Origin of the sequence: Sphingomonas tagetis (assembly GCF_024211275.1) — a bacterium.
In the GTDB taxonomy this organism is placed as follows: Bacteria; Pseudomonadota; Alphaproteobacteria; order Sphingomonadales; family Sphingomonadaceae; genus Sphingomonas; species Sphingomonas tagetis.
Genome location: NZ_JAMLDX010000014.1, coordinates 89173 through 113307 on the forward strand (window position 1 = coordinate 89173; position 24135 = coordinate 113307).

Sequence of the window (24135 nt, forward strand, 5' to 3'; positions counted from 1 at the left end):
CAGGGGCCACGTCCGGAACGACGAAACTCGGTTCACCAGGTCGCGTTGGGCGGCGCCTCGGTGCCGTTGTCGGTGGGATCGGCGCTGGGCTCGACATCGGTCCGGTTCGACTGCGTCTCGGGCGCGGTGGTGTCCGGTGCCGGCACGCCCTCATTCGTCAGCTGATTCTGCAATGGCGAATCCTGCGCCGCCGGCAGGTTGGCGAGCGCGGCGGTCGAACCGCACAGGACGAGAAGACTGAACAGCGTCTTGGTTCGCATAAGCTACTCCTGGTTACGTGGCACCGGAGTAACGGCAAAGCGGCGCAAAAGTCTCGGAACCGGGCCTCGCTCCATCCGGTGCCCGATACGGCTCGCCCCCGAAACGAGCCGATTCAGGGACCGGGCGATTTCAGCCGATCTGCGCGCGGTGCAGGAGCTTCTGATCGGCCAGCACGAGCGCCATCATCGCCTCGACCACCGGCACACCGCGGATGCCGACGCACGGGTCGTGCCGCCCCTTGGTGCGAATCTCGGTCGCTTCGCCGTCGCGCCCGATCGTCTCGACCGGGGTCAGGATCGAGCTGGTCGGCTTGAACGCGACACGCACCCGCACCGGCTGGCCGGTCGAGATGCCGCCCGCGATCCCGCCGGCATGGTTGGCCAGAAACTCGGGGCCATCTTCGCCCGGCCGCATCGGATCGGCATTGCCCTCGCCGGTCGCCAGCGCGGCAGCGAAGCCGTCGCCGATCTCGACGCCCTTCACGGCATTGATGCTCATCATCGCCGCGGCCAGCTCGCTGTCGAGCTTGGCATAAAGCGGGGCGCCCCAGCCGGCGGGCACGCCATAGGCCTCGCACACCACGACCGCGCCCAGCGACGAGCCGTCCTTGCGCGCGGCATCGACCAGCCGCTCCCACTCCGTAGCCGCGGTCGCGTCGGGCGAGAAGAAGGCGTTGTTGTCGATCTCGGTTTCGTCGAAGCGCGAATAGAGGATCGGGGAGTGGCCGATCTGCTCGACCCAGGCGCGGATCCGCACCTCCGGGATCACTAGCCGCGCGACCGCCCCCGCCGCGACCCGGCTCGCCGTCTCGCGCGCCGACGAGCGGCCGCCGCCGCGATAGTCGCGAAAGCCGTACTTCGCGTCATAGGCATAGTCGGCATGGCCGGGCCGATAGGCGTTGGCGACCTCCGAATAGTCCTTCGAACGCTGGTCGACATTCTCGATCATCAGGCTGATCGGCGTGCCGGTCGTCTTGCCGTCGAATACGCCCGAAAGGATGCGGACCTGGTCCGGCTCCTGCCGCTGCGTGGTGAAGCGCGACTGGCCCGGACGGCGCTTGTCGAGGAAGGGCTGCACCTCGGTTTCCGAGAGCGCCAGCCCCGGCGGGCACCCGTCGACGACCGCGCCGATCGCCGGCCCGTGGCTCTCTCCCCAGGTGGTGAAGCGGAACACGCGTCCGAAGGTGTTGTAGCTCAAACTTCCTGCCCCAGCATCGCGAACGCCGCCGCATGTTCGGCCCTGCCCCGCGCCCCGCACGCCAGCTTGCCGCCCTGCAATGGCACCGCCATGAAATATTCGCCCGCATAAGGCGACTCGAAACCGTCGGCATGTTCCGCGGAAAACCCGAACCGCCCGTAATAAGACGGCTCGCCCAGCACGAAGCACACCGCCGCGCCAGCATCGCCGAGATGGTCGAGCCCGGCTTGTACCAGCGCCTCTGCCACGCCCTGCCGGCGATAGCTTGGCCCGACGGCCACCGGCGCCAGCGCGACGCCCGGGATCGCGTTGCCGCCCGCCTCGATGCTTATCCGGCTGAACGCGACCATCCCAGCCAGCTCGCCGGTCTCCTCGTCGTCCGCCACCAAGGTCAGCACCATGTCGCCGTCGACGCACAGCCGCTGCACGAGCAATGCCTCGTCGGCGGCCGGAAAGCTCCGCCGCAGCAACGCATCGATCGCCGCCACGTCGCCGCCGGTCGCCGGGCGGATCGCGATGGTCACTCGGTTTTGCCCTGCAGAGCACGGGTCAAGCGGGCATCAAGGTCGCCATACTCCAAAGCCAGCTTATCGCATGCCACCCGGTCGGCATCGCACCTGAGATCACGTTTCATAGAAAGCGAGCCATCCGCAGTTCGCATCACTTCACGACACGAGGCCGACGGAAATGCCGCCTCACCCGGTTTGGCAAACGTCCATTGGATCATCTGATCGGGCGTCGCGAACAGCTCGAACCGTGACCCGCCGTCACCAACGATGAACCGGGAGTCCGCCTCCACCATGGCACGCAATCCCTTCGCGTCTGCCGCGGTAATTCCGCACATTGTAGAGGGGCCGGCACCTTCGCGGTGAGAACGCGGCAAATCCTGCGTAGCGGGAGACGCCGCCTGCAACATCAGGAGAAAGGCCAGTCCGATCATCAAACCAGCGCGATATCCGGCGCGTCCTCGGCCTTCATGCCGATGACGTGATAGCCGGCGTCGACATGGTGCGTCTCGCCGGTGGTGCCGCTCGACAGGTCGGACAGGAAATACAGCCCCGCGCCGCCGACATCCTCGATCGTGACGTTGCGCTTGAGCGGCGAGTTGAGCTCGTTCCACTTGAGGATCAGGCGGAAGTCGCCGATCCCGCTCGCCGCCAGCGTCTTGATCGGTCCGGCGCTGATCGCGTTGACGCGGATCTTCTGCCCACCCAGATCGACCGCGAGATACTGCACGCTCGTCTCCAGCGCCGCCTTGGCCACGCCCATGACGTTATAGTGCGGGATCACCTTCTCCGCGCCATAATAGCTCAGCGTCAGCAGCGAGCCGCCGTCGGGCATCATCGCCGCGGCGCGCTTGCACACCGCGACGAACGAATAGACGCTGATGTTCATCGTCATCAGGAAATTGTCGAGGCTGGTGTCGACATAGCCGCCGCGCAGTTCGTTCTTGTCGGAAAAGCCGATCGCATGGACCACGAAGTCGATCGTCGGCCAGCGCGCCCCAAGCGTCGCGAACGCGGTATCGAGCGCCGCCATGTCGCTGACGTCGCAGTCGATCAGGAAATCGCTGCCCAGTTCCTCCGCCAGCGGCCGCACGCGCCGCTCCAGCGCCTCGCCCTGATAGCTGAACGCCAGTTCGGCGCCATGCTCGCGCAGCTTCTTGGCAATCCCCCAGGCGAGCGAGCGGTCGTTGGCCAGCCCCATGATCAGCCCGCGCTTGCCCTGCATCAATCCGGTCACATTAACCCTCCGGTTCCTTCCCCGGCTCCTCTAGACTGGAAGAAGGCACTTCCGCCAGAGCCGCGTTGAGTTCGGCGCCGATCACCACCCCGAAACCGATCAGAAAGAAGAAGATCAGCGCCACCATCACCCCGGCCAGACTGCCATAGGTGAGGCCATAGCCGCCGAACGATCCGATCACCCATGGCAGCGCCGCGGTGCACGCCATCCACCACAGGGTCACGAACACCGGCCCCGGCCATTTCGGGCATTTGGCCATGCGGTAGCGCTTGGGCGTCAACGTGTAGAACAGGATGTAGAGCGCGCCGAACAGCGCGATCGCGGGTGCGACCTTGGTCACCGAGATGATCCGCTGCGCATCCGATGCGAACGGGATCACACGCCAGATGAACTGCTCCGCACCGATCAGCACGACCTGAAAGCTGAATGCCATCATCGCCAGCACCACCGATGCGATCACCATGCCGATCGCGCCGAGCTTGAGTCGCCAGAACGGCGTGCCCGACTGCACGCCATAGGCCTGACGCAGGATCGCGCGAACCGTCTCGATGAAGCCCGAGGTGGTCCACAGCCCGACGATCGCGCCGAGCCACAGCAGCGAGCCCGAGCGCGCCTCCAGCACTTCGAGGATCGCCGGACGCAGCAACTCCGCCACCTCCGGCGGCACCGTGCGCAGGAACGCTGCAACCGCCTGCAAGCCATCGCCGGTGCGCCCGACCAACCGCGCGATGGCGGTCGCCACGATGAAGAACGGAAACAAGGTGACGAGGCTGAGATAGGCGAGGTTCCCGGCATGGGTGAACCCCTCATTATAGGCGCCGAGCAGCACGCGCTTGGCGACCTCGATCGCGCGCTCGGTGACGCCGAGGTCGGTCAGCCGTTTGTGGAACCCGTGCCGCCGCGCCTCCGGCGATTCCGGGGAGATTGCGGGGATGGATTCGGTTTCGTTCACCCGCGTCAGACGCCCAGCCGCGCCCGTGGGTTCCCGTTGTCCTCCCAACCACTTACGAACTCGGCGAGCTTCGTGTCGCCCGCCGGAATCTCGATCATCAGCGTCACCAGCAGGTCGCCGCGGCCGCCCTTGCCGTGAAAGCCGCGTTCCTTGAGCCGCAGCGTCTTGCCCGAGCTCGATCCAGCCGGCACCTTGAGGCTCACCGCGCCTTCGGGCGTCGGTACGCGCACCGCCGCACCCTCGACCGCTTCCTTGAGCGTTACCGGCAGGTCGAGCCGGATGTTGTCGCCATCGCGCGCGTAGAAGCGGTGCGGCTCCACCTCGATCGTCACGATCGCGTCGCCATTGCCGCCCGGCCCCGCGTCGCCCTTGCCTGACAGTCGCATCTGCGTGCCGGTCTCGACGCCCTTGGGCAGCTTCAGGTCGATCGTCGCGCCGTCGCGCAGCTGGATGCGCTGCGGCTTGAGCGCCGCCGCATCCTCGAACGGCACGCGCAGGCGATAGGCGACATTGGCGCCCCTGGCCGGCGGCGGGCGCCGCCCGAAACCGCTGGAAAAGCCGCCCGGCTGTCCGCCCATGCCGCCGGCGCGGCCTCCAAACAGGCCTTCGAAGATATCGCCCAGATCGGACTCGCCGCCGCCGAAATCGAACCCGCCGCCGCCCGGCCGGAACCCGCCTTGCGGCCCGCCGCGCGCGCCGCCGAACCCGCCGCCGAACGGCGACGTCGGATTGCCCTCGGCATCGATCTCGCCGCGGTCGAAACGCGCGCGCTTGTCCTTGTCCATCAGCAGGTCATAGGCCTGCGTCACCGTGCCGAAGCGCTCGGCGGCCTTGGGATTGTCCTGGTTGCGGTCGGGGTGCAGCTCCTTGGCGAGCTTGCGGTACGCCTTCTTGACCTCGTCCTCGCTCGCGCCGCGCGACACGCCTAGCGTCGTGTAAGGATCAGCCACGTTCTTCCCCGTTGAATTTCCACCGTCTTACGCGGCTACATCGGCGCGGACGCCGCCGGTTGCAAGTCAGACAACCGTCTCGAGCGGCTCGACATCCACCGAAACCTTCATCGCCTGCGCGCCATAGCCCAGGATCACCCCATCGACCGGCGCGATATCGGCATAGTCGCGGCCGATCGCGACGATCACATGGTCGCTCGCCATCCAGATGCCGTTGGTCGGATCGACGCCGACCCAGCCGCGCGCCGGGCCGCACCACAGCAGTACCCAGGCATGAGTCGCGTCCGCGCCGACCAGCCGCGGCTGCCCCGGCGGCGGCAAGGTGCGCAGATAGCCCGAGGCATAGGCGGCCGGCAGTCCCGCCGCGCGCAGCCCGGAGATCATGATCTGCGCGAAGTCCTGGCATACCCCGCCGCGCTTCACGAACGCCTCATGCGGCGTGGTATCGACCAGCGTCGCGGTCGGATCGAACGCGAACTCGCGCTGGATGCGCTGCGCCAGCGTAATCGCCGCCTCCAGCGCGCCGCGCGACGGATCGAGATCCTCGGCACACCAAGCCGCGATGTCGGCATCGAGCGGCAGCAGCGGCGAGGGAAAGAGATAAGCCGCCGGGCTCGCCGGCCCGGCGTCACGGCTCTCGCGCGCCCATTTCGCAACCTCGGCCAGCGTCGGGTCGCTGGCGTCGGGCACCGGCACCGGCCGGTCGACGGTGATGCGGCAGCGGCTCTCGATCGTCAGGCTGGTCGACGCCTGCTCGACAACCAGCCGCACGACATTGGCCAGCCCCGCCTCGGCCCGCGCCGGCGAGGTACGCCCGCCCGGCTCGATCGTCAGGCCATAATCGTGCAGTTCCTGCCCCGACCAGGCGATTGGCTTGAGCCGCAAATTGCAGCGCGCGAACGCCACCGGCTCCGCGTAATCGAACCGCGTCACATGCCGGATATTATACAGCATCAGGCGAACACGAGGCTCGCCGCGCGCAACGGCTCCGCCCCTTGCAGGAAATATCGCCGCGCGATCGCGTCGGACAGCGATGCCAGCCGGTTGCCGATGTCGTTGAGCCTGGCCTCGTCGAGCGACGCCGCCTGCGCCGTCGCGATGATCGCCGCCAGTTCCGCCGCCTGCGCCTGCTGCGCCTCGGCAAGGCCATCGTCGGACAGCACGGGCAGCTTGGCGAGATGCTCGGTGATCGCCGCCACCTGAAAGGCGATGCCACGCGGATTGCCGGGATCGAGCGCGACCAGATCGAGCACGGGCACGCGCGCAATGCCGGTCAGGTAACGCTGGCGATAGCTGATCTGGCTGTCGGCGAGGTCGAGTAGCGTCGACAAATCGTCGCTCGTCGCATTCGCGTGGCCGAAGCCGCGGATCGCCCGGATCGCCGCGACCGCACGCTCGATCCGGCGGCCGAGGTCGTGGAACCGCCAGGCATCGGTCCGGCCGAGATGCTCCGCGCCCAGCCCAGCCAGTGCATAATAGCGTCGCTGCAGCGAGCCTGCGCGGTCGAGCTGGCCGCCCTTGGTCGGAAACGGCGCTTCGAGCAGCCGGATCATGTCGGCAGACAGCCGGTCGCGGCTCACCGCGCCGATGCCGCACGCCTGACGGTTGATCGCGCGCACGCTCGTCCAGCCGTCAGCGCCGTCCATCGCCGCCGCCGCGAAGCGGGTGAGGTCGGCGCGCTTGAGGCTCGGCGGTGCCGCCGCGGCGCCCGACATCGCGAGGATCGAGACCAGCTCGCGCACCGTCTCGACCGACAGCGCCGCGCCGGTATCCGCACTGATCGAATGGCCGAGCAGCGAGCGAACGAGGCCAAGCAGCGCTTCGCCCCGCTCGAGATAACGTCCGAGCCAGAACAGATTGTCCGCCACCCGGCTCGGCAGCGTGCCGGGATTGCGGCGCAGCTGCGTGGTGTCGTCGCTCGGCAGCAGCGTTACCGGCTGCACCGGGTCCGGCCCGTGGATCACGACATCCGCCGACCAGCTGCCCTCGCCCATCACCGCAGCGCGCTCGTCGGGATGCTCGCCGATCTGCGCGAAGCCGCCGGGCAGGACATGCCAGCCCCCGTCCGGCCCGCGCGCCGCGAACACGCGCAGCGTGAAGGGCCGCGCCGCCAGCCCCTGCTCGGTCACCACCGGCATGGTCGACAGCCGCACCACCTCGCGCCCGACATAATCCTGCGGCCGCCGCTCGAAATCGGCGATCAGCGCCGCGCGCTGTTCGGGCGGCATATTCGCGCCCAGCACCGCGGCGCCGTCGCTCAGCACATTGGTGCCAACGCCGAACGCCGGCGCGATCAGCATATTGTCGAGATCGGCCGCGACCTCGGCCGCCTCGCGCGCCTGCCCGCACCACCAGGTCGCGATATTGGCGAGCTTGAGATTCTCGCCGGTCAGCCGCGTGCTCAGCTTGGGCAGGAACGCGGCAAAGGCCGGCGCCTCCAGCAGTCCGGCGCCCGGCGTGTTGGCGATCACCACCTCGCCCGCCGCCATCGCGTCGACCAGTCCGGCCACGCCGATCTGCGAATGCGAGTCGAACGCCAGCGGATCGACCATGCGCGGATCGACGCGATGCCACAGCGCATCGACTCGCTTGAGGCCCGCAATCGTGCGCAGATAGACGCGGTCGTCGAGCACCGCGAGATCGCCGCCCTCGACCAGCAACAGCCCGAGATAACGGGCGAGATGCGCCTGCTCGGCATAGCTCGGGTTGAACCGCCCCGGCGTCAGCAGCCCGATCCGCGGATCGATCCGGCGGCAGCGCGCCGCCAGCCCCTCGCGGAACGCCGCGAAGAAGGGCGCATGCCGCTCGATATTGAGCCGCGACTGCAAACCGCCGACCAGCCGCGACATCGCGAGGCGATTCTCCAGCGCGTAGCCCGCCCCGACCGGCGCGCGCAGCTGATCGGCGAGCACGCGCCACTCGCCGGTCGGCCCGCGGCACAGATCGACCGCGACGAAGTTGAGGTGGTAGCCGCCGGGTGGCGTCAGCGCCATCATCGGCCGCAGGAAGAACGGGCTGCCCGTCACCAATGCGGCGGGCAGGTAACCGCCCGACACCAGCCGTTGCTCGCCATAGCAATCGGCGATCACCGCTTCGAGCAGGTCGGCGCGCTGCGCCACCCCCGCCGCGATCCCCTGCCATTCGTCCCTGGCGATCAGCAGCGGCACCGGCGACAGCGGCCAGGGCCGTTCCTCGCCCTCGCCGACGATGCGAAAGCCGGTGCCGATATCCTCGGCATGGCGCTGCGCCCGGTCGCGGGCATGGCCAAGATCATCGCCCGAACGCCCGGCCAGTTCCTCGAACGCCGCGTTCCAGGCGGGATCGTCGAGCCCGGCGGCATAGAGAACATCGGTCGCGGGGGTCGCGGCGCGATAGTCGGCGACCCAGCGCGCGGCGATGGTCGCTGCATCGAATAAGGATGTCGCCGCAGCGCTTGCCAAATCAAACCCTTTCGCCGGGGCGTTCTGGTCGCAATCAGGGTGCAGCGCAACAAAGATCAGATGTCGGGCAGCACCTGCTCCGCTTGCCCCCATCCCTTGAGCGCGCGCGAGGTCGACCGTTCGATCAGCGCGTCGGCGTCGCGCACGCTGAACAGCTGCGGTGTCGCGATGTCGCGCAGTTCGGTCCATCCGACCGGCACCGCCACCGGCGCCCCCGGCCGCGCCCGCGCGACATAGGGCAGCACCGCGGTGCTGCCGCGCTGGTTGCGCAGATAATCGATGAAGATCTTGCCCTTGCGGTCGATCTTTTTGAGGTTCGCCGTGAACCGATCCGGCTCGGCCTGCGCCAGCGCGCGCGCGAAGCGGTCGGCGAACGACTTGACCGCCGGCCATTCCGCCTGTGGGACCAGCGGCACCACAACGTGCACACCCTTGCCGCCCGACAGCATCGCAAAGCTGGTCAGCCCAAGGTCGGCGAGATGGCGCTTCAGATCCGCCGCCGCCGACTTGACCCGCTCGAAATCGAGGCCCTCGTCGGGATCGAGGTCGAACACCACGCGGTCCGCCTTCTCGACATCCTCGACCCGGCTGCCCCAGCCGTGAAATTCGATCGTCCCCATCTGCACACAGGTCAGCACGCCGTCGATGTCGTCGACCCACAGATAGGGCTCGACCGACCCGTCCTTCTCCTTGATGTCGACCTGTTTGACGTGCTCGCCCAAGCTGCCGGCGTCATGTTTCTGGAAGAAGCAATGCTTGGCCCGCCCCTGCGGGCAGCGCACGAGGCTGATCGGCCGATGCGTCACCCACGGCAGCAGGATCGGCGCAACCGCGGCATAATAGTCGGCGAGATCCCCCTTGGTGACGTTCGAATCGGGAAAGATCACGCGGTCGCGGTTGCTGATCTTCACGTCGCTCTCGGGCGCGTCCGGCGCCTTCGCCGCATTCTCGACGACGACCTGCTCCGCCGGCTTGTCTTCGCGCAGCCCGAGGAAGCTCGCATGGCGCACGACATTTTCCGCGGTGAACTCGGCGAAGGCAACTTCCGCCACCAATTTGGGCGTCACCCAATGCGCGCCGCGCGCCGCCTCGCGCGGCACATCGACCGGCGGCGACTTGCGCGCCAGCTTGTCGAGCTTCGCCCGCAAGGCATGGCTCGTCGCCGTGTCGAACCCGGTGCCGACCTTGCCGGCGTAACGCAGCTCGCCACCCTCGTTCAGCCCCAGCAGCAGCGAGCGGAACCCGCGTCCCGCCGCACTGCTCGCCGACCAGCCGATGATGACGAATTCCTGCCGCCGCGTGCATTTGACCTTGAGCCAGCTCTTGGTCCGCGTGCCGCGATAGGGCGCATCGGCGCGCTTCGACACGATCCCCTCATGCCCCTCGCGGCACATCGCCTCGAACAGTTTCTCGCCCGCGCCCAGCACATGCTCCGAGAAGATCAGCCGTGGGTCCGCTCCCGCCAGCACTGCCCGCAACCGCTCCTTGCGCTCGAGCTGCGGCAGCTTGCTCAAATCCTCGCCATCCTGCTCCAGCAGATCGAACCCGAAGAAGCTCAGCTCGCCGCGCCCTGCCGACAGCGCCTCCTGCAAGGTCGAAAAGTCGGGCTTGCCGTCCTTGAAGGCCACCACCTCGCCATCGATCAGCGCCGACCCCACCGCCAGCCCCGCCGCCGCCTTGGCGATCCCGGCGAACTTTTCGGTCCAGTCGAGCCCGGTGCGCGTGAACACCTTCGCGCCGCCTTTCCCCACCGCGATCAGCGCGCGATAGCCGTCATATTTCATCTCGTGCAGCCAGCCATTGCCCGACGGCACCGCGTCCACCAGCGTCGCCAGTTGCGGCTCGCGGAACTTCGGCGCGGCCTTCATCGCCGGCCGGGGTGAGGTCTTGCGCCGGGCCGCCGGCTTGCCCGGCTTCACCCCCTCGGCGATCTCCTGCATCGTCCGCCCGGTCCTGATGCTGGTCAGCCCGGTCTCGACCAGCGCGTCGGTCGCGCCCGCGGCATCGTCCTCGATCTTGCGCAACAGCCAGTTCTCGCGCTTCTCCTTCCCGCGCGGGCGCAGCCGGATCAGCAGCCATTCCCCGCGCATCCGTTCGCCCTGCAGCACGAAATGGAGATGGCCTTTCTCCAGATCCTTCGCGCTCTTGCCCGGCACCGGCGCCCATTCGCCTTCGTCCCACAGCATCACCGTGCCGCCGCCATATTCGCCAGGGGGAATCGTCCCTTCGAAGCTGGCATAGGACATCGGGTGATCCTCGGTCCGCACCGCGAGGCGCTTCTCGGCGGGGTCGAGGCTCGGCCCGCGCGTCACTGCCCAGCTCTTGAGCACGCCGTCCACCTCGATGCGAAAGTCCCAGTGCAGCCGCGTCGCGTCATGCTTCTGCACGATGAACTTGCGGCCCTCGCCCCGCGCGATCTCGCCTTTCGGCTCCGCGGTCTTCGCGAAGTCCCGCATCGAATTATATTTGTCGAGCGGATCAATCTTTCCCATCGCGCCCGTCCGTCTCGTCGAACGCCTCTTTTTCGATGCGCTGGAACACGGTGAGCAGCACCACCGACACCACCGTCCCGATCACCGCGATCGGATACAGCCCCGCGCCGAACGCGATCCCGATCACCGCCGCCAGCCAGATATGCGCAGCGGTCGTCAGGTTCTTGATCTCGCCGCGGGAAAACACGATCAGCGCCCCCGCGATCACCCCCGCCATCGCCGCGGTTCCCTCGATCACGCGCAGCGGATCGGCCTGCGACTGCGTGCCGCCGAGCTGATAATAGAGCGCCAGCGCCGACACCGTCACCAGCGACGCCGCGAAGCACAGGATCGCGTGCGTGCGCATCCCCGGTCCGTGCCCCTTGGCTTCGCGATCGATCCCGATCAGCAGCCCCGCCACCGCCGCGCCGAGCAGCCGCAGCACCACGTCCCAATGCAACGCGCCAAAGCCGGTCGGCGGGTTCAGCTCCATCGTCAGGCCCGCTTCTTTGCCGGGGGCTTGGCGGGCGGCTTCCTCGCCGGCGCCTTCTTCGCTGCCGGTTTCGCCACGGCCCCGCCGCCCGGCTTCTCGAGCGACTTTTTGAGCGCCGCCATCAAATCGACAACGTTCGACCCGCGCGGATCGGCGCCGTCGTCCTTGTCCTCGATGATCTTGCGGTTCGATTTCTGCTTCTTCTTCCGCTCGATCAGGTCCTTCAGCGCATCGACATAGCGGTCGTGGAAGGTGGCCGGATCGAACTTGCCCGCCTTCTTCTCGATCAGCGATTCGGCGAGGCCAAGCAGCTCGGCATCGGGCTCGATATCGGGGATGTCGCGGAAATAGCCCTGCGCCTTGTTGACCTCGTCGGCATAGCGCAGCGTCTCGAGCACCATCCCGCGGCCGCACGGCTTGAGGCTGACGACATATTCGCGCCCGCGCATCGCGAGCTGCCCCAGCCCCACCTTGCGCGAGCGCCGCAGCGCCTCGCGCAGCACGACGAACGCCTCCTCGGCCAGATCGTCGGCCGGCACCACGAAATAGGGCTTTTCATAATAAAGCACGTCGATCTCGTCGGCATCGACGAATTGAGTCAGCTCCAGCGTCTTCTTGGACTCGAGCTTCACCGCATCGATCTCGTCCTGCTCGAGCAGGACATAATGGCCCTTCTCATATTCGAAGCCCTTGACGATCTCGTCGACATCGATCGGCCCGACGCCGGGCACGACCTTCTCATATTTGATCCGCTTGCCCGAGGGTTCGTGCACTTGATGGAAGGCGATCTGCGCGCCCGATTTGGTCGCGGAATAAATCTCCACCGGGATCGAGACCAGCGCGAGGCGAATCTGCCCCTGCCAATATGCGCGCGCTGCCATGTCCGGACTCCCAGTTGCTACAAGCCGTCGTTGCGAAGCCGATTCAAAGCTTGGGATGCCGACTCGTTCCGCCTATTTGGTGCGGCATGACCGCAACTCCCTATGGCGACCCCTTCGCGCTGTTCGATTCCTGGTATGCCGAGGCGCGACAAACCGAGCCCAACGACTCCAATGCGATGGCGCTCGCCACGGTCGATGCGGACGGCCAGCCCTCGGTGCGGATGGTGCTGCTCAAGGGCCACGGCCCCGATGGCTTCGTCTTCTACACCAACCGCGAGGGACGAAAGGCCGCCGACCTCGCCGCGGTGCCCAAGGCCGCCTTGCTGTTCCACTGGAAGTCGCTGCGCCGCCAGATCCGCATCGAAGGCCCGGTCAGCCTCGCCACCGACGCCGAATCCAACGCCTATTTCGCCAGCCGCAGCCGCGATTCGCAGCTCGGCGCCTGGGCCAGCGACCAGTCGCGCCCGCTTGCCGACCGCGCCACCTTCGAGGCGCGCTTTGCCGAGATGCAGGCGCGGTTCGAGGGCGGCGACGTCCCGCGCCCGCCGCATTGGGGCGGCTATCGCGTTACCCCTGAGCGAATCGAATTCTGGCAGGACCGCGAGCACCGCCTCCACGAGCGCCGATTGTTCGTGCGCACCGATGACGGCTGGTCGGAAGGCCTGCTTTACCCATGACCGTCACCCCCACCCGCGCCGCGCTCGCCAGCGTCGCCACCGCGCTCTTGCTCGGCGCGCTCAAGGGCTATGCCGCCTGGCAGACTGGGTCGGTGGCGATGCTCGCCAGCCTTGCCGACAGCCTGCTCGATCTTGTCGCCAGTCTCGTCACGCTGGCCGGCGTGCGCATCGCCGCGCAGCCCGCCGACGCAAAGCATCGCTTCGGTCACGGCAAGGCCGAAGCGCTCGCCGCCTTGGTCCAGGTCGCGTTGATCTCGGTCTCGGCCAGCTTCATCGCGGTGCGCGCGGTCGAGCGCTTCTTCTCGGGCGAGGTCGCCGCGCAGGCCGAATCCGGCATCATCGTGTCGCTGATCGCGATCCTCGCCACCTTCGCGCTGACGGCGTACCAGCGCCACGCGATCGACGCGAGCGGATCGATCGCGATCCGCACCGACCGGCTCCATTATCAGTCCGACCTGCTGCTCAATACCGGCGTGATCGCAGCGCTGGTGCTCGAGCAATTTCTGGCGCTGCGCGGCGCCGATCCGGTGTTCGGCATCGCCATCGCGCTGTGGCTGCTGTGGGGCGCGTGGACCGGGGCGAGCGAGGCGATGGGCCAGTTGATGGACCGCGAATGGCCCGAGGAGAAGCGCCGCGCCTTTGTCGAGGTCGCCGCGACCGAGCCGCGCCTCGAAAGCCTGCACGACCTGCGCACCCGCACCAGCGGCGCACAGGATTTCGCGCAATTCCACATCCACCTGCCCGGCGAGCTGAGCGTCGCGCAGGCGCATGACGTTACCGACGAGCTCGAAGCCAAGCTCGAAGCCGCCTTCCCCGGCACCGAAATCCTCATCCATGTCGATCCCGTCGGTCAGATCGACCAGCCCGGCGACCCGCTGCGCGAGGCCGACGAGATCGAGCAGTTGAAAGACGCCGAATGAAGCTCGCCTTCGCCCAGATCGACGCGTTCGCCGACCGCCCATTCTCCGGCAATCAGGCCGCGGTGATGCCGCTCGACGCCTGGCTCGACGATGCAGTGCTGCAAGCCATCGCCGAGGAGAACAACCTCGCCGAGACCGCCTTCATCGTCCCCGATGCGAGCGGCGCGGCCGATTACGAACTGCGCTGGTTCACCCCGGCGGTCGAGATCGCGCTGTGCGGCCACGCGACGCTGGCGAGCGGTCACTATCTGCTGAGTCGCGACACCGCGCTCGACCGCGTGACCTTCCGCACGCGCAAGGCCGGCATCCTGTCGGTGGCGCGCGACGGGTACAGCTATGCGATGGCGCTGCCGGCCTATCCGCCCGCCCCTGCCGAAATTCCCGGCCTGCTCGATGCGCTCGGCGTGACCAGCGGCAAGACGCTGCACCATCCCAACGGCTACGACCTCACATTGCTCGACAGCGCCGAGGCGGTGCTGGCGCTCCAGCCCGATTTCCGCGCATTGGCCGCGCTCGGCGACACGCTCAACATCGTCACCGCGCCGGGCACGGAGACCGACGTCGTCAGCCGCGTCTTCGCCCCCGCCGCGGGGATCGACGAAGACCCCGTCACCGGTTCGGCGCACAGCGTCCTCACCCCCTATTGGGCCGCCCGGCTCGGCCGCGCGCGCTTCACGGCGTATCAGGCGAGCAAGCGCGGCGGCCATGTCGATTGCGAACTTACCGGCGATCAGGCCATCCTCCGCGGCCAGTGCGTGACGGTGATCGAAGGAATTTTTACCCTGTGAATCACCCGCTCGACCGTCCCGTCTGGACCGCGCTGACCGGGCGCCAGCAGGCGTTCGCGGCGGGCGACGCGGCAACAGCGCTGCGCTTCAGCCCCGAGATCAACATCCTTGCCGCTTCTGCCGATGCCTCGTCCGAAAGTCTTGCCGCGCTGGCCGCACTCGCCCCGCCCGGCGGCGCGCTCGTCACGGTCGAGGGCGAGTCGATGCCAGTCCCGCCCGGCCTGACGGTCACCAAGCAGGCGATGCTCGTCCAGATGCTCGCCGAACATCCCGCCGCGCCCGAGCCGTTCGACCATCTCGCCCTCTCCGACGCAGACGCCCCCGAGATGCTCGAACTCGCCACCCTGACCCGCCCCGGCCCGTTCGTCTCCCACACCCACCGCCTCGGCAGCTTCATCGGCGTGCGCGTCGATGGCCGGCTCGTCGCGATGGCGGGCGAGCGCATGCGTGCACCCGGCCTGACCGAAGTCAGCGCCGTCTGCACTCACCCAGACTTCCGCGGCAGAGGCTATGCCGGCCGGCTGATGCGGATCGTGATGGCGCACATCGTCGCGGCGGGCGAGACCCCGTTCCTGCACAGCTATGCCGACAATCACGGCGCGATCGCGCTCTACGAGACGATCGGCTTTCGCATCCGGCGAGAGGTCATCGCGACCTTTTTCCAACGCGGCAAAGCTTGATATTATTCGTTACCGCCCAGAAACATTCAGGTTCATAACCCGCTGGCGATTTGACTGCCCGGCAGTCGCCGGACTGCCGTAAATCGTCGATCGGACAACGGTCCGAGCAGGGGAATGTCCATGAAAAAGCTGATGCTGACCGCGCTGGGCGCGATGACGATCGCTATTGCGGCGCCGGTGGCCGCGCAGGATTACCCATTGAAGGGCGGAAACTTCTGGACGGTTTCGGAAATAACCGTCGAGGACGGCCATGCCGGCGACTATGCCGATCACCTTGCCGGCGTTTACCGCAAGAGCCTCGATTTCCAGAAGAAGAAGGGCTGGGTGAAGGAGTCGTTCATCCTCGCCAACATCAACAAACGTGCCGGCGAGCCCGACCTGTACCTCGTCACCATCGCCGACCGCGTCACCACGCCGGCCGAGGACGAGATGCGCGAGAAGGAGATGAACGCCTATCTCGCCACCACCACGCGCGATCAGGACAAGCAGAGCGGCATGCGCGCCAAATACCGCAAGCTCGGCGGCAACATGCTGCTGCAGGAGCTGATCTACAAGCGTTAGGCCGTTGGTCCGGGCTGGCGATGCCGGCCCGGACGCCTCCCGCCGCGCTCAGGCCGCCGCCAGTTCGGCGCGCTCGGTTTCCTTGATCCAGCCGCCGCCCAGTACGCGCTCGCCGGCATAGAGCACCGCAGCCTGCCCCGGCGCGACGCCATATTCGGGCGTCTCGAACACCACACGATCGCCCTCCAGCCGCGCCGACACCGGCTTGGCCAGCGAGCGCACCTTCGCCGTCATCGGTCCCTGATGGCCATCGCCGAGCCAGTTCAGCCCCTCGATCCGCGCCGCGCGCACCGCGAGCGCCGCCTTGCACCCCACCACCACCTCGCGCCGCGCCGCGTCGAGCCGGATCACATAGAGCGGCTCGGGACTGCCCCCGATCTCCAGCCCGCGCCGCTGCCCGACGGTGAAGTGGATCAGCCCGCGATGCTCGCCGAGCTTGTTGCCCGCTTCATCGACGATGTCCCCGGCGGTATCCGCCTCGGGCCGCAGCTTCTTGACCAGCCCGGCATAGTCGCGGTCGGGGACGAAACAGATGTCCTGGCTGTCGGGCTTGCCCGCCACGCCCAGCCCCAGCTCCGCGGCGATCTCGCGCACCTGAGCCTTGGGCATGCCGCCCAATGGAAAGCGCAGGTAGTCGAGCTGCGCCGCAGTCGTCGCGAACAGGAAATAGCTCTGGTCGCGCGCCGGGTCCGCACCCCGGTGCAGCTCCGGTCCTTCGCCGACCACGCGCTGCACATAATGGCCGGTCGCAAGGCAATCGGCGCCGAGATCGCGCGCCAGCGCGAACAGATCGGTGAATTTCGGACCCATATTGCACTTCACGCACGGAATCGGCGTGCGCCCCGCGAGATATTCGTCGGCGAAATCGTCGATCACCGTCTCGCGAAAGCTGCTGGCATGATCGAACACATAATGCGCGATTCCCAGCCGGTCGCAGACAGCACGCGCGTCGCGGATGTCGCGCCCGGCGCAGCACGAACCCGCGCGCCCGACCGCCTCGCCATGATCATAGAGCTGCAGCGTCACGCCGATCGTCTCGGCGCCGGTGCGTGCGGCGAGCGCGGCCACGACCGAACTGTCGACCCCGCCCGACATGGCGACGACGATCCGCCGCGCGTTCAGCGGCTCGGCAAGCTGGAAATCGCCGGAAAGCATGGGCGCGCACATAGTGCAGCCGCGCCCCGGATGCAAAAATCGCACGGCATTTACCGGGCCTTCAACCTTCGCCGCTACCCATAACGGATGTTTTCGACTCAAGGTGAGTGGCGTTCGTGGACCTGAGCTATCGATTCGACCGGGATGTGATGGACCGCGCCGCGGTCACCGCGATCCCCACCGAACTGGCCATATTGATGGTCGGCGTCGCCGCGCGCCAGGCCGCCAGCCCGACGGCGCGGGCGCAGTCCGATCTCGACTGGACCGCGCCTGCCGCCGGCCTGTTCGCGCCGGCGCACGGCGCGTTCAACCATGAGGTCGAGCTGGTGCTGAACGGCGACGAACCGATGCTGCTAACCGGCCGGAAAGAGGCATGAACGCGCTGTTTACCGTGCCGCTTAGCCGATGCTCAAGCCGCGCCGGATATGGTCGTTACAGAACAAAGACGGGGACCCCCCGCCCTGATCGAGGTAGGCGATGATTGAAAACCAGAAGATCCGTCCGGCAAAGGTGATCGGGCCGCTCGGCGAGCCGTTGACGCTCGACACGCTGCCGCCGCCCGAAACCACGCGCTGGGTGGTCCGCCGCAAGGCGGAGGTGGTCGCGGCCGTCAATGGCGGCCTGCTCACCGTCGATGAAGTCTGTGACCGTTACAGCCTGACCGTCGAGGAATTCGCCGGCTGGCAGCGTGCGATCGACCGTTCGGGCATGCCGGGGCTGCGCGTGACGCGCATCCAGCATTACCGCTCGCTCTACGAGCGCCAGCACAAATACTGACCGCAATTACCGAGGGGTGTTCCTCCTTCCCCCTCACACCTGTCCGCCCGCGCCTCGAAACGCGGGCGGAACCATTTTCGGCCTTCGCGCGTCCTGCCCCCACACGGTCCGCAAGCATGCGGGCATCAAGGTGGAGGAAGAAATGGACCTCGTGGGACTCATCGTCTGGCTCGTCATCGGCGGCGTGGTCGGCTGGCTCGCCAGCATGGTCATGCGCACCGACGCGCAGCAGGGCGTATTGCTCAACATCGTCGTCGGCATCGTCGGCGCATTCATCGGCGGATTGCTGTTCGGCGGCTCGATCAACAGCGCAGTCACCGTGATGACCTTCGTGTCGTCGCTGGTCGGCGCGATCATCCTGCTGGCGATCGTCAACCTCGTTCGCCGCGGTTCGCTGCGCTAAGCGCCAGCGCGATCGCTGCAAAGACAAAGGGCCGCCCCATCCGGGCGGCCCTTTTCGTTATTTGAGCAGGAACCGCACGCGCAGGTTGATCCCGACCTGCTGCTCGCCCGGCACGACCTGAGTCGCGTCCTTGGCCTGCGCCCGCACCATCATCACCGGCACCGGTCCCGGCATGCCGCCATCGCCTTCGCTCAGCGACACCAGCCGCTCGACGCGCATCCCCAGCGCTTTGGCATAAAGCTCGGCCCGCGCCCGCGCGCGCTTCACCGCATCGGTGCGCGCCTCGTCCTGCGCGGACTCGAGTTGATCGATCGACAGGTTCGGCCCGTCGATCTGGTTGGCGCCCTGCCGCACCAGCGCATCGAGGATCGCGCCGCTGCGCGCGATGTCGCGGAACTTCACCGCCACGCTGTTCGATGCCTGATAGCCGGTGATCACCGGCGGCTGGTTCTCGGCATAGCGATATTGCGGACTCAGCGAGATCGTCGCGGTCTGCACGTCACGCTCGGCCACGCCCGCCGCCTTGAGCGCCGCCAGCACCCGCGTCATCTGCGCGGCATTGGCCGACAGCGCACCCGCCGCGGTCGCCGCCTGGGTCACCACGCCCGCCCGGATCGTCGCGATATCGGGCACGCGGCTCGCCTGCCCTTCGGCGACGACATCGAGCAAGGTGCCATCGACGATGGCGACCGGCACCGCCTCCTGCGCCGCGGCGGCGATCGGGACCGCCGCGATCATCGCGGCGGCGGCAAGCATTCGAACCATATTGGGGCCTTTCAGCGGTTGATCCACCGCGCCTAACGCACGAAGGGCAACGCGGGCTGAACGACCCCGAAATGAAAGCGTCAGGTTCGCCGCGACATGATCAAGCGATACACCGCCAGCAGCACGATCGCGCCCACCGTGGCGGCGGCATAGCTGCGGAAGGTGGTGCTGAGGTCGATTCCCAGCGACGGCGCGACAAAACCTGCCAGCAGTGCGCCCGCAATGCCGATCAGGATGGTGACGATGATGCCGCCCGGATCCTTTCCGGGCATGATGAGCTTGCCGAGTACGCCGGCCACCAGGCCGATCAGGATCCAGCCGAGAATACCGTCGGGCATATCATTCTCCTGTCTGCAGCCCTCTGCGGGACCGGACGGCAGAGTGCCCCAGGATGAATGCGCTGCAAACCCTGATTCGGGTATGCCCGGTGACTCATCGCGGCACGCTTTCGCTTGCGGAACAAGACGAAAACAGGCAATGGCCCGGTCACGATTGAGACGGCTATTGAGGCCGGTGACTTATTCATCTAATACAGCGCGACGGGGATGGCCCGCTATGCCCGAAATGGGCCGAGTGGCAGGGGTTGCGCATGAATTATGAGGCAGGGATGTTGGGCAGGGACGAACCGCTGGCGTTGACGGACGAGACCGAGGTGCGCTCGCGCCGCAAGTGGCTGATCATCATCGCGGCACTGGTCGTGATTGCCGCAGCGGTCGCATGGTTCGCGCTGTCCTCGGGCGATAGCGACGGCCAGAAGACCGCCGGTGCCGCCGCCAAGGGTGCGCAGGCCGGCGGCGGCCGCCAGCTTTCCACCGTCACCGTCGCGATCCCGGGCCGCCAGAGCATCGAGCGCGCGATCACCGGCACCGGCTCGCTCGCCGCGCGGCGCGAGATGCCGGTCGGCGTCGCCGGCGAAGGCGGCATGGTCACGCGCGTGCTGGTCGAGCCGGGCGCCTGGGTGGGCGCGGGACAGGTGCTCGCCACCGTCGACCGCTCGGTCCAGTCGCAGACCGCCCAGTCGCAGGCGGCGAACATCCGCGTCGCGCAGGCCGATCTCGGCATCGCCCAGGCCGAACTCGACCGAGCGAAGCAGCTGGTCGCACGCGGCTTCGTGTCGAAGGCCGACATCGACCGCAAGACCGCGACGCGCGATTCGGCGGCCGCGCGGGTTCGCGTGGCGCAGGCGCAGTTCGCCGAGATCTCGGCGCGCAACCGCCGCCTCGACATCCGCGCGCCCGCCGCCGGCCTCGTCCTGACTCGTCAGGTCGAGCCGGGCCAGATCATCAGCTCGGGTTCGGGCACGCTGTTCCGCATCGCGCAGGGCGGGCAGATGGAGATGCGTGCGCAGCTTTCCGAAGCCGATCTCCAGCGCATCGGCGCCGGCGTCCGCGCCGAGGTCACCCCGGTCGGCACGACTCAGGTGTTCACCGGTCAGGTGTGGCAGGTCTCGCCGGTGATCGACCCGCAGACGCGTCAGGGCATCGCCCGCATCGCGTTGAGCTACGACAAGGCGCTTCGTCCCGGCGGCTTCGCCTCGGCGCGCATCATCGCAGGCGGCCAGGTCGCGCCGCTGCTGCCGCAATCGGCGGTGCAGAGCGACGCCAAGGGCAATTTCGTCTTTGTGCTGAATGCGAAGGACGAGGCCGAGCGCCGCGCCATCACCACCGGCGACGTGTCCGATGCGGGCGTCGCGATCACCAGCGGCCTGACGGGCACCGAACGCGTCGTGCTGACCGCGGGCGCGTTCCTCAATCCGGGCCAGAAGGTTATTCCCAACCTGACGACGCTCAAGCGGTAAGGACACAGCCATGGGCTTCCGCAACATCTCGGCCTGGTCGATCCGTAATCCGGTTCCGCCCATCGTGCTGTTCATTGCGCTGACGATTGCGGGGGTCGTCAGCTTCATGCGGATGGACGTCAACAATCAGCCGGACATCGACTTTCCGATCGCGATCGTCGTCATCAGCCAGCCGGGTGCCGCGCCGACCGAGCTCGAGACGCAGGTCACGCAGCGCGTCGAGTCCGCGGTGCGCGCGCTACAGGGCATCGACCAGATCGAATCGACCGTTCAGGAAGGCAGCTCGCAGACCGTCATCCAGCTCGCGATCGGCACCCCGATCGACCGCGCGGTCAACGACGTTCGCGAAGCGGTCAACCAGATCCGCGGCGACTTGCCCGACGGCATTCTCGAACCGCAGGTGTTCCGCGCCAACACCACGGACGACGATATCGCCAGCTTCACCGCCATCGCCACCGACATGACGATGGAAGAGCTGTCCTGGTATGTCGACAACAGCGTGTCGAAGGAGCTGCTGTCGGTGCCCGGCCTCACCGCGGTCGAGCGGGTCGGCGGCGTCAACCGCGAAATCCGCGTCATCCTCGATCCCGCCAAGATCCAGTCCTATGGCCTGACCGCTTCGCAGGTGAACCAGCAGCTGCGGCAGGTGAACCTCAACGCCGCCGGCGGTCGTGCGGAGATTTCGGGCACCGAACAATCGGTCCGCGTGCTCGGCAACGCGACCAACGCCTATACGCTCGGCCAGACCCAGATCGCGATCGGCGGCGGCCGGACGGTGCGGCTGGCCGATATCGCGCAGGTCAGGGATCTTTACGCCGAACTGCGCAATTCGGCCGAATGGAACGGCAAGCCGGTGCTTGCCTTCGACATCAAGCGCGGCAAGGGCGCGTCGGATGTCGAGGTGTTCCACGATGCCGAGGCGAAACTGGCGCAGCTGACCGAGCGCAATCCCAAGGTGCGTTTCGAGCTGCTGTTTGCCGGCAACACCAAATATGCCAAATCGCAATATCATTCCGCGATCGAGGCGCTGCTCGAAGGCGCAGCGCTCGCCGTGGTCGTGGTGTTCCTGTTCCTGCGCGACTGGCGCGCGACCCTGATCTCGGCGCTGGCGATCCCGCTCTCGGCGATCCCGACCTTCTTCTTCATGGAGCTGATGGGGTTCAACCTCAATCAGATGACCTTGCTCGCGCTCAGCCTGGTGGCCGGCGTGCTGGTCGATGACGCGATCGTTGAGATCGAGAACATCGTCCGCCACATGCGCATGGGCAAGACCGCTTATCAGGCATCGATCGACGCCGCCGACGAGATCGGCGTGGCGGTGTTCGCCACCACCATGTCGATCGTCGCGGTGTTCCTGCCAGTCGGCATGATGCCCGGCGTGTCGGGGCAATTCTTCAAGAATTTCGGCCTCACCGTGGTCGCGGCGGTGCTGATGAGCCTCGTCGTCGCGCGCATGCTCACCCCGATGATCGCCGCCTATTTCCTGAAGGCCAAGGGGCACGCCACGCATGGCGAAGGCTGGATGATGGATCAGTATATGAAGATCCTCAACTGGACGCTGCGCCATCGCTGGTCGGCGATCGTCGGCGGCGCGGTGTCGCTCGCACTCACCGTCGTCTGCTTCATGATGCTGCCGATGACCTTCCAGCCGCAGATGGATCAGGACGCGGTCACCGCGAGCATCGAGATGGTGCCCGGCACCACGCTCGCCCAGACCGAAGTCGTGGTCGACCGCGTGCGCGATCTGCTGGCGAAGCAGGATGGGGTCGACAACACCTATTCGCGCACCGCCGTCGGCAATGGCCGCGTCGTCGCCCTGCTGTCCGAGGACCGCAAATTCACCAGCGACGAATTCCAGCGCAAGCTCACGCCCGATCTGGCCAAGATCCCTGACGCGCGAGTCTCGTTCCGCAATCAGCAGGGCTTTGGCGGCAGCGGCCGCGCGCTCACCATCACGCTCGGCGGCGAGGACCCGGCGCTGCTCCAGCAGACCGCCCAGAAGATCGTCGAGGAGATGGAAGGCCTCAAGACCATCGTCGCGCCGCGCGTGCAGGGCGACCTGCAGCGGCCGGAGATCGTGATCCGGCCGCGCATGGACCTCGCCGCCAGTCTCGGCGTGACCACCCAGTCACTGTCGTCGGCGATCCGCATCGCGACGCTGGGCGATATCGACCAGAACAGCGCGCGCTTCTCGCTCTCCGACCGTCAGATCCCGATCCGCGTCGCGCTCGACGAGGATGCGCGCGCGCGCCTCTCGACCATCCAGAACCTGCCCGTCTCCACCCAGGCCGGCGGCTCGGTGCCCTTGAGCCTCGTCGCCGATATCGGCTTCGGCGCCGGCCCGACGCGCATCGACCGCATCAACAAGCAGCGCCGCATCATGATCGGCGCCGACCTCTCGCCGGGTATCGTCAGCGGCGAGGCGATGAAGCAGATCAAGGCGCTGCCGACGATGAAGAACCTGCCGATCGGCGTCGGCGAACTGGTCGTCGGCCAGGCCAAATGGCAGGGCGAGATGATCAACAACTTCATCATCGCCGTGATCGCGGGCATCTTCCTCGTCTTCGCGGTGCTGGTGCTGCTCTACCGCCGCTTCGTCTCGCCGCTGGTCAACATGGGCTCGCTGCTGCTCGCGCCGCTTGGCGGGCTACTGGCGCTGATGATCACCGGCAACCCGATCTCGATGCCCGTGTTCATCGGCCTGCTGATGCTGCTCGGCATCGTCGCGAAGAACTCGATCCTGCTGATCGACTTCGCGATCGAGGAGATGGAGAAGGGCGTCGACAAGCTCACCGCCATTGCCGACGCCGGTCACAAGCGCGCCCAGCCGATCATCATGACGACGGTCGCGATGATCGCCGGCATGGTACCGACCGCGCTGTCGCTCAACGGCGACGGCTCGTGGCGTGCGCCGATGGGCATCACCGTGATCGGCGGCCTCGCGCTCTCGACGCTGCTCACGCTGCTGATCGTGCCCGCCAGCTTCAGCCTCGCGATCGGCGTGGAAAAGTGGATGGGTCCGCGCCTGCGCCGCCGTTTGCTCACCTACAAGCCCGGCGACGAGCATGGCCCGCAGGACGGCCCGGTGATCGAGCAGCTGCCCGGTGGCCGGATCGGGCACCGCGGCGAGGATGGAACGCAACCTGCCGAATGAACCAAAGCCGCGCGGAGGGATTGTTACGGGCATGACCCGATCCCCCCGCGCGCTGTCCGGTCGCCTGCT

The 24135-nt window shown here is 67.4% G+C and carries 25 protein-coding genes; 10 read left to right on the forward strand and 15 right to left on the reverse strand.

Annotation, left to right across the window (positions count from 1 at the left end; genetic code table 11):
* Nucleotides 1-32 precede the first annotated feature (32 nt).
* The 12 genes from M9978_RS16700 to ku all read right to left on the reverse strand — a co-directional run bounded on the left by M9978_RS16700 (nt 33) and on the right by ku (nt 12388).
* Nucleotides 33-260, reverse strand: a complete 228-nt coding sequence (locus tag M9978_RS16700) for a hypothetical protein (protein WP_254295175.1) — start codon at nt 258-260, stop codon at nt 33-35.
* Nucleotides 261-390: 130 nt separating this feature from the next.
* Nucleotides 391-1458, reverse strand: coding sequence for a chorismate synthase (gene aroC, locus M9978_RS16705; RefSeq protein ID WP_254295176.1), 1068 nt, complete (start codon nt 1456-1458; stop codon nt 391-393).
* The gene (locus M9978_RS16710) at nt 1455-1982 is read right to left on the reverse strand and encodes a GNAT family N-acetyltransferase (protein WP_254295177.1); all 528 of its coding nucleotides are present in this window, start codon (nt 1980-1982) and stop codon (nt 1455-1457) included. Before M9978_RS16710 ends, aroC begins: the two co-directional genes overlap by 4 nt.
* Entirely contained in the window at nt 1979-2398 is a 420-nt protein-coding gene (locus tag M9978_RS16715; RefSeq protein WP_254295178.1) for a hypothetical protein, read from the reverse strand. The genes M9978_RS16710 and M9978_RS16715 overlap by 4 nt, the downstream gene beginning before the upstream one ends.
* Nucleotides 2398-3201 (reverse strand): enoyl-ACP reductase FabI, encoded by an 804-nt coding sequence (gene fabI, locus M9978_RS16720; RefSeq protein ID WP_367305111.1) that lies wholly within the window; start codon nt 3199-3201, stop codon nt 2398-2400. The genes M9978_RS16715 and fabI overlap by 1 nt, the downstream gene beginning before the upstream one ends.
* Before the next feature lies 1 nt (nt 3202).
* Nucleotides 3203-4153 (reverse strand): YihY/virulence factor BrkB family protein, encoded by a 951-nt coding sequence (locus M9978_RS16725; protein ID WP_254295179.1) that lies wholly within the window; start codon nt 4151-4153, stop codon nt 3203-3205.
* Between the two features lie 5 nt (nt 4154-4158).
* Nucleotides 4159-5103 carry a DnaJ C-terminal domain-containing protein gene (locus M9978_RS16730; RefSeq protein ID WP_254295180.1) on the reverse strand — a complete coding sequence of 315 codons (945 nt, stop codon included), beginning with the start codon at nt 5101-5103 and terminating at the stop codon, nt 4159-4161.
* A gap of 66 nt (nt 5104-5169) precedes the next feature.
* Entirely contained in the window at nt 5170-6057 is an 888-nt protein-coding gene (locus tag M9978_RS16735) for a transglutaminase family protein (RefSeq protein ID WP_254295182.1), read from the reverse strand.
* Nucleotides 6057-8543: a circularly permuted type 2 ATP-grasp protein gene (locus M9978_RS16740; protein ID WP_254295184.1), complete on the reverse strand. Its 2487-nt coding sequence runs from the start codon at nt 8541-8543 to the stop codon at nt 6057-6059. The genes M9978_RS16735 and M9978_RS16740 overlap by 1 nt, the downstream gene beginning before the upstream one ends.
* A 56-nt stretch (nt 8544-8599) precedes the next feature.
* Nucleotides 8600-11035 carry a DNA ligase D gene (gene ligD / locus M9978_RS16745; protein ID WP_254295186.1) on the reverse strand — a complete coding sequence of 812 codons (2436 nt, stop codon included), beginning with the start codon at nt 11033-11035 and terminating at the stop codon, nt 8600-8602.
* Complete coding sequence (locus M9978_RS16750; protein WP_254295188.1) at nt 11022-11507, reverse strand: MgtC/SapB family protein; 486 nt, start codon at nt 11505-11507, stop codon at nt 11022-11024. The genes ligD and M9978_RS16750 overlap by 14 nt, the downstream gene beginning before the upstream one ends.
* Before the next feature lie 2 nt (nt 11508-11509).
* Complete coding sequence (ku, locus tag M9978_RS16755) at nt 11510-12388, reverse strand: non-homologous end joining protein Ku (protein WP_254295190.1); 879 nt, start codon at nt 12386-12388, stop codon at nt 11510-11512.
* A gap of 86 nt (nt 12389-12474) precedes the next feature.
* On the opposite strand from ku, the gene pdxH reads away from it, so the two are divergent.
* From pdxH to M9978_RS16780, 5 genes are all read left to right on the forward strand, one after another.
* On the forward strand, nt 12475-13065 hold the full coding sequence (gene pdxH, locus M9978_RS16760) for a pyridoxamine 5'-phosphate oxidase (RefSeq protein ID WP_254295192.1): 591 nt from the start codon (nt 12475-12477) through the stop codon (nt 13063-13065).
* Entirely contained in the window at nt 13062-13985 is a 924-nt protein-coding gene (locus tag M9978_RS16765; protein WP_254295195.1) for a cation diffusion facilitator family transporter, read from the forward strand. The genes pdxH and M9978_RS16765 overlap by 4 nt, the downstream gene beginning before the upstream one ends.
* Nucleotides 13982-14773, forward strand: a complete 792-nt coding sequence (locus tag M9978_RS16770; RefSeq protein WP_254295196.1) for a PhzF family phenazine biosynthesis protein — start codon at nt 13982-13984, stop codon at nt 14771-14773. Before M9978_RS16765 ends, M9978_RS16770 begins: the two co-directional genes overlap by 4 nt.
* Entirely contained in the window at nt 14770-15453 is a 684-nt protein-coding gene (locus tag M9978_RS16775) for a GNAT family N-acetyltransferase (RefSeq protein WP_254295197.1), read from the forward strand. Before M9978_RS16770 ends, M9978_RS16775 begins: the two co-directional genes overlap by 4 nt.
* A gap of 120 nt (nt 15454-15573) precedes the next feature.
* Nucleotides 15574-16014, forward strand: a complete 441-nt coding sequence (locus M9978_RS16780) for a hypothetical protein (RefSeq protein ID WP_254295198.1) — start codon at nt 15574-15576, stop codon at nt 16012-16014.
* Between the two features lie 48 nt (nt 16015-16062).
* Here M9978_RS16780 and mnmA read toward each other — a convergent pair whose 3' ends face one another.
* Nucleotides 16063-17169 carry a tRNA 2-thiouridine(34) synthase MnmA gene (gene mnmA, locus M9978_RS16785; RefSeq protein ID WP_254295199.1) on the reverse strand — a complete coding sequence of 369 codons (1107 nt, stop codon included), beginning with the start codon at nt 17167-17169 and terminating at the stop codon, nt 16063-16065.
* A 107-nt stretch (nt 17170-17276) separates the two neighbouring features.
* Between mnmA and M9978_RS16790 the strand changes: the two genes are divergently transcribed.
* The 3 genes from M9978_RS16790 (at nt 17277) to M9978_RS16800 (ending at nt 18349) form a co-directional block, all read left to right on the forward strand.
* Nucleotides 17277-17546 carry a hypothetical protein gene (locus tag M9978_RS16790; protein ID WP_254295200.1) on the forward strand — a complete coding sequence of 90 codons (270 nt, stop codon included), beginning with the start codon at nt 17277-17279 and terminating at the stop codon, nt 17544-17546.
* Between the two features lie 100 nt (nt 17547-17646).
* A complete protein-coding gene (sciP, locus tag M9978_RS16795; RefSeq protein ID WP_254295201.1) occupies nt 17647-17946 on the forward strand; it encodes a CtrA inhibitor SciP in 300 nt (99 codons plus the stop codon).
* A gap of 151 nt (nt 17947-18097) precedes the next feature.
* On the forward strand, nt 18098-18349 hold the full coding sequence (locus M9978_RS16800; protein ID WP_254295223.1) for a GlsB/YeaQ/YmgE family stress response membrane protein: 252 nt from the start codon (nt 18098-18100) through the stop codon (nt 18347-18349).
* Between the two features lie 57 nt (nt 18350-18406).
* On the opposite strand, the gene M9978_RS16805 is transcribed toward M9978_RS16800, so the two are convergent.
* Nucleotides 18407-19114: an SIMPL domain-containing protein gene (locus tag M9978_RS16805; RefSeq protein WP_254295203.1), complete on the reverse strand. Its 708-nt coding sequence runs from the start codon at nt 19112-19114 to the stop codon at nt 18407-18409.
* A gap of 80 nt (nt 19115-19194) precedes the next feature.
* Nucleotides 19195-19452 (reverse strand): GlsB/YeaQ/YmgE family stress response membrane protein, encoded by a 258-nt coding sequence (locus M9978_RS16810; protein WP_254295204.1) that lies wholly within the window; start codon nt 19450-19452, stop codon nt 19195-19197.
* A gap of 251 nt (nt 19453-19703) precedes the next feature.
* On the opposite strand from M9978_RS16810, the gene M9978_RS16815 reads away from it, so the two are divergent.
* Complete coding sequence (locus M9978_RS16815) at nt 19704-20912, forward strand: efflux RND transporter periplasmic adaptor subunit (protein ID WP_254295206.1); 1209 nt, start codon at nt 19704-19706, stop codon at nt 20910-20912.
* A 10-nt stretch (nt 20913-20922) separates the two neighbouring features.
* Nucleotides 20923-24066 carry an efflux RND transporter permease subunit gene (locus tag M9978_RS16820; protein ID WP_254295207.1) on the forward strand — a complete coding sequence of 1048 codons (3144 nt, stop codon included), beginning with the start codon at nt 20923-20925 and terminating at the stop codon, nt 24064-24066.
* The last annotated feature ends 69 nt before the right edge of the window (nt 24067-24135 follow it).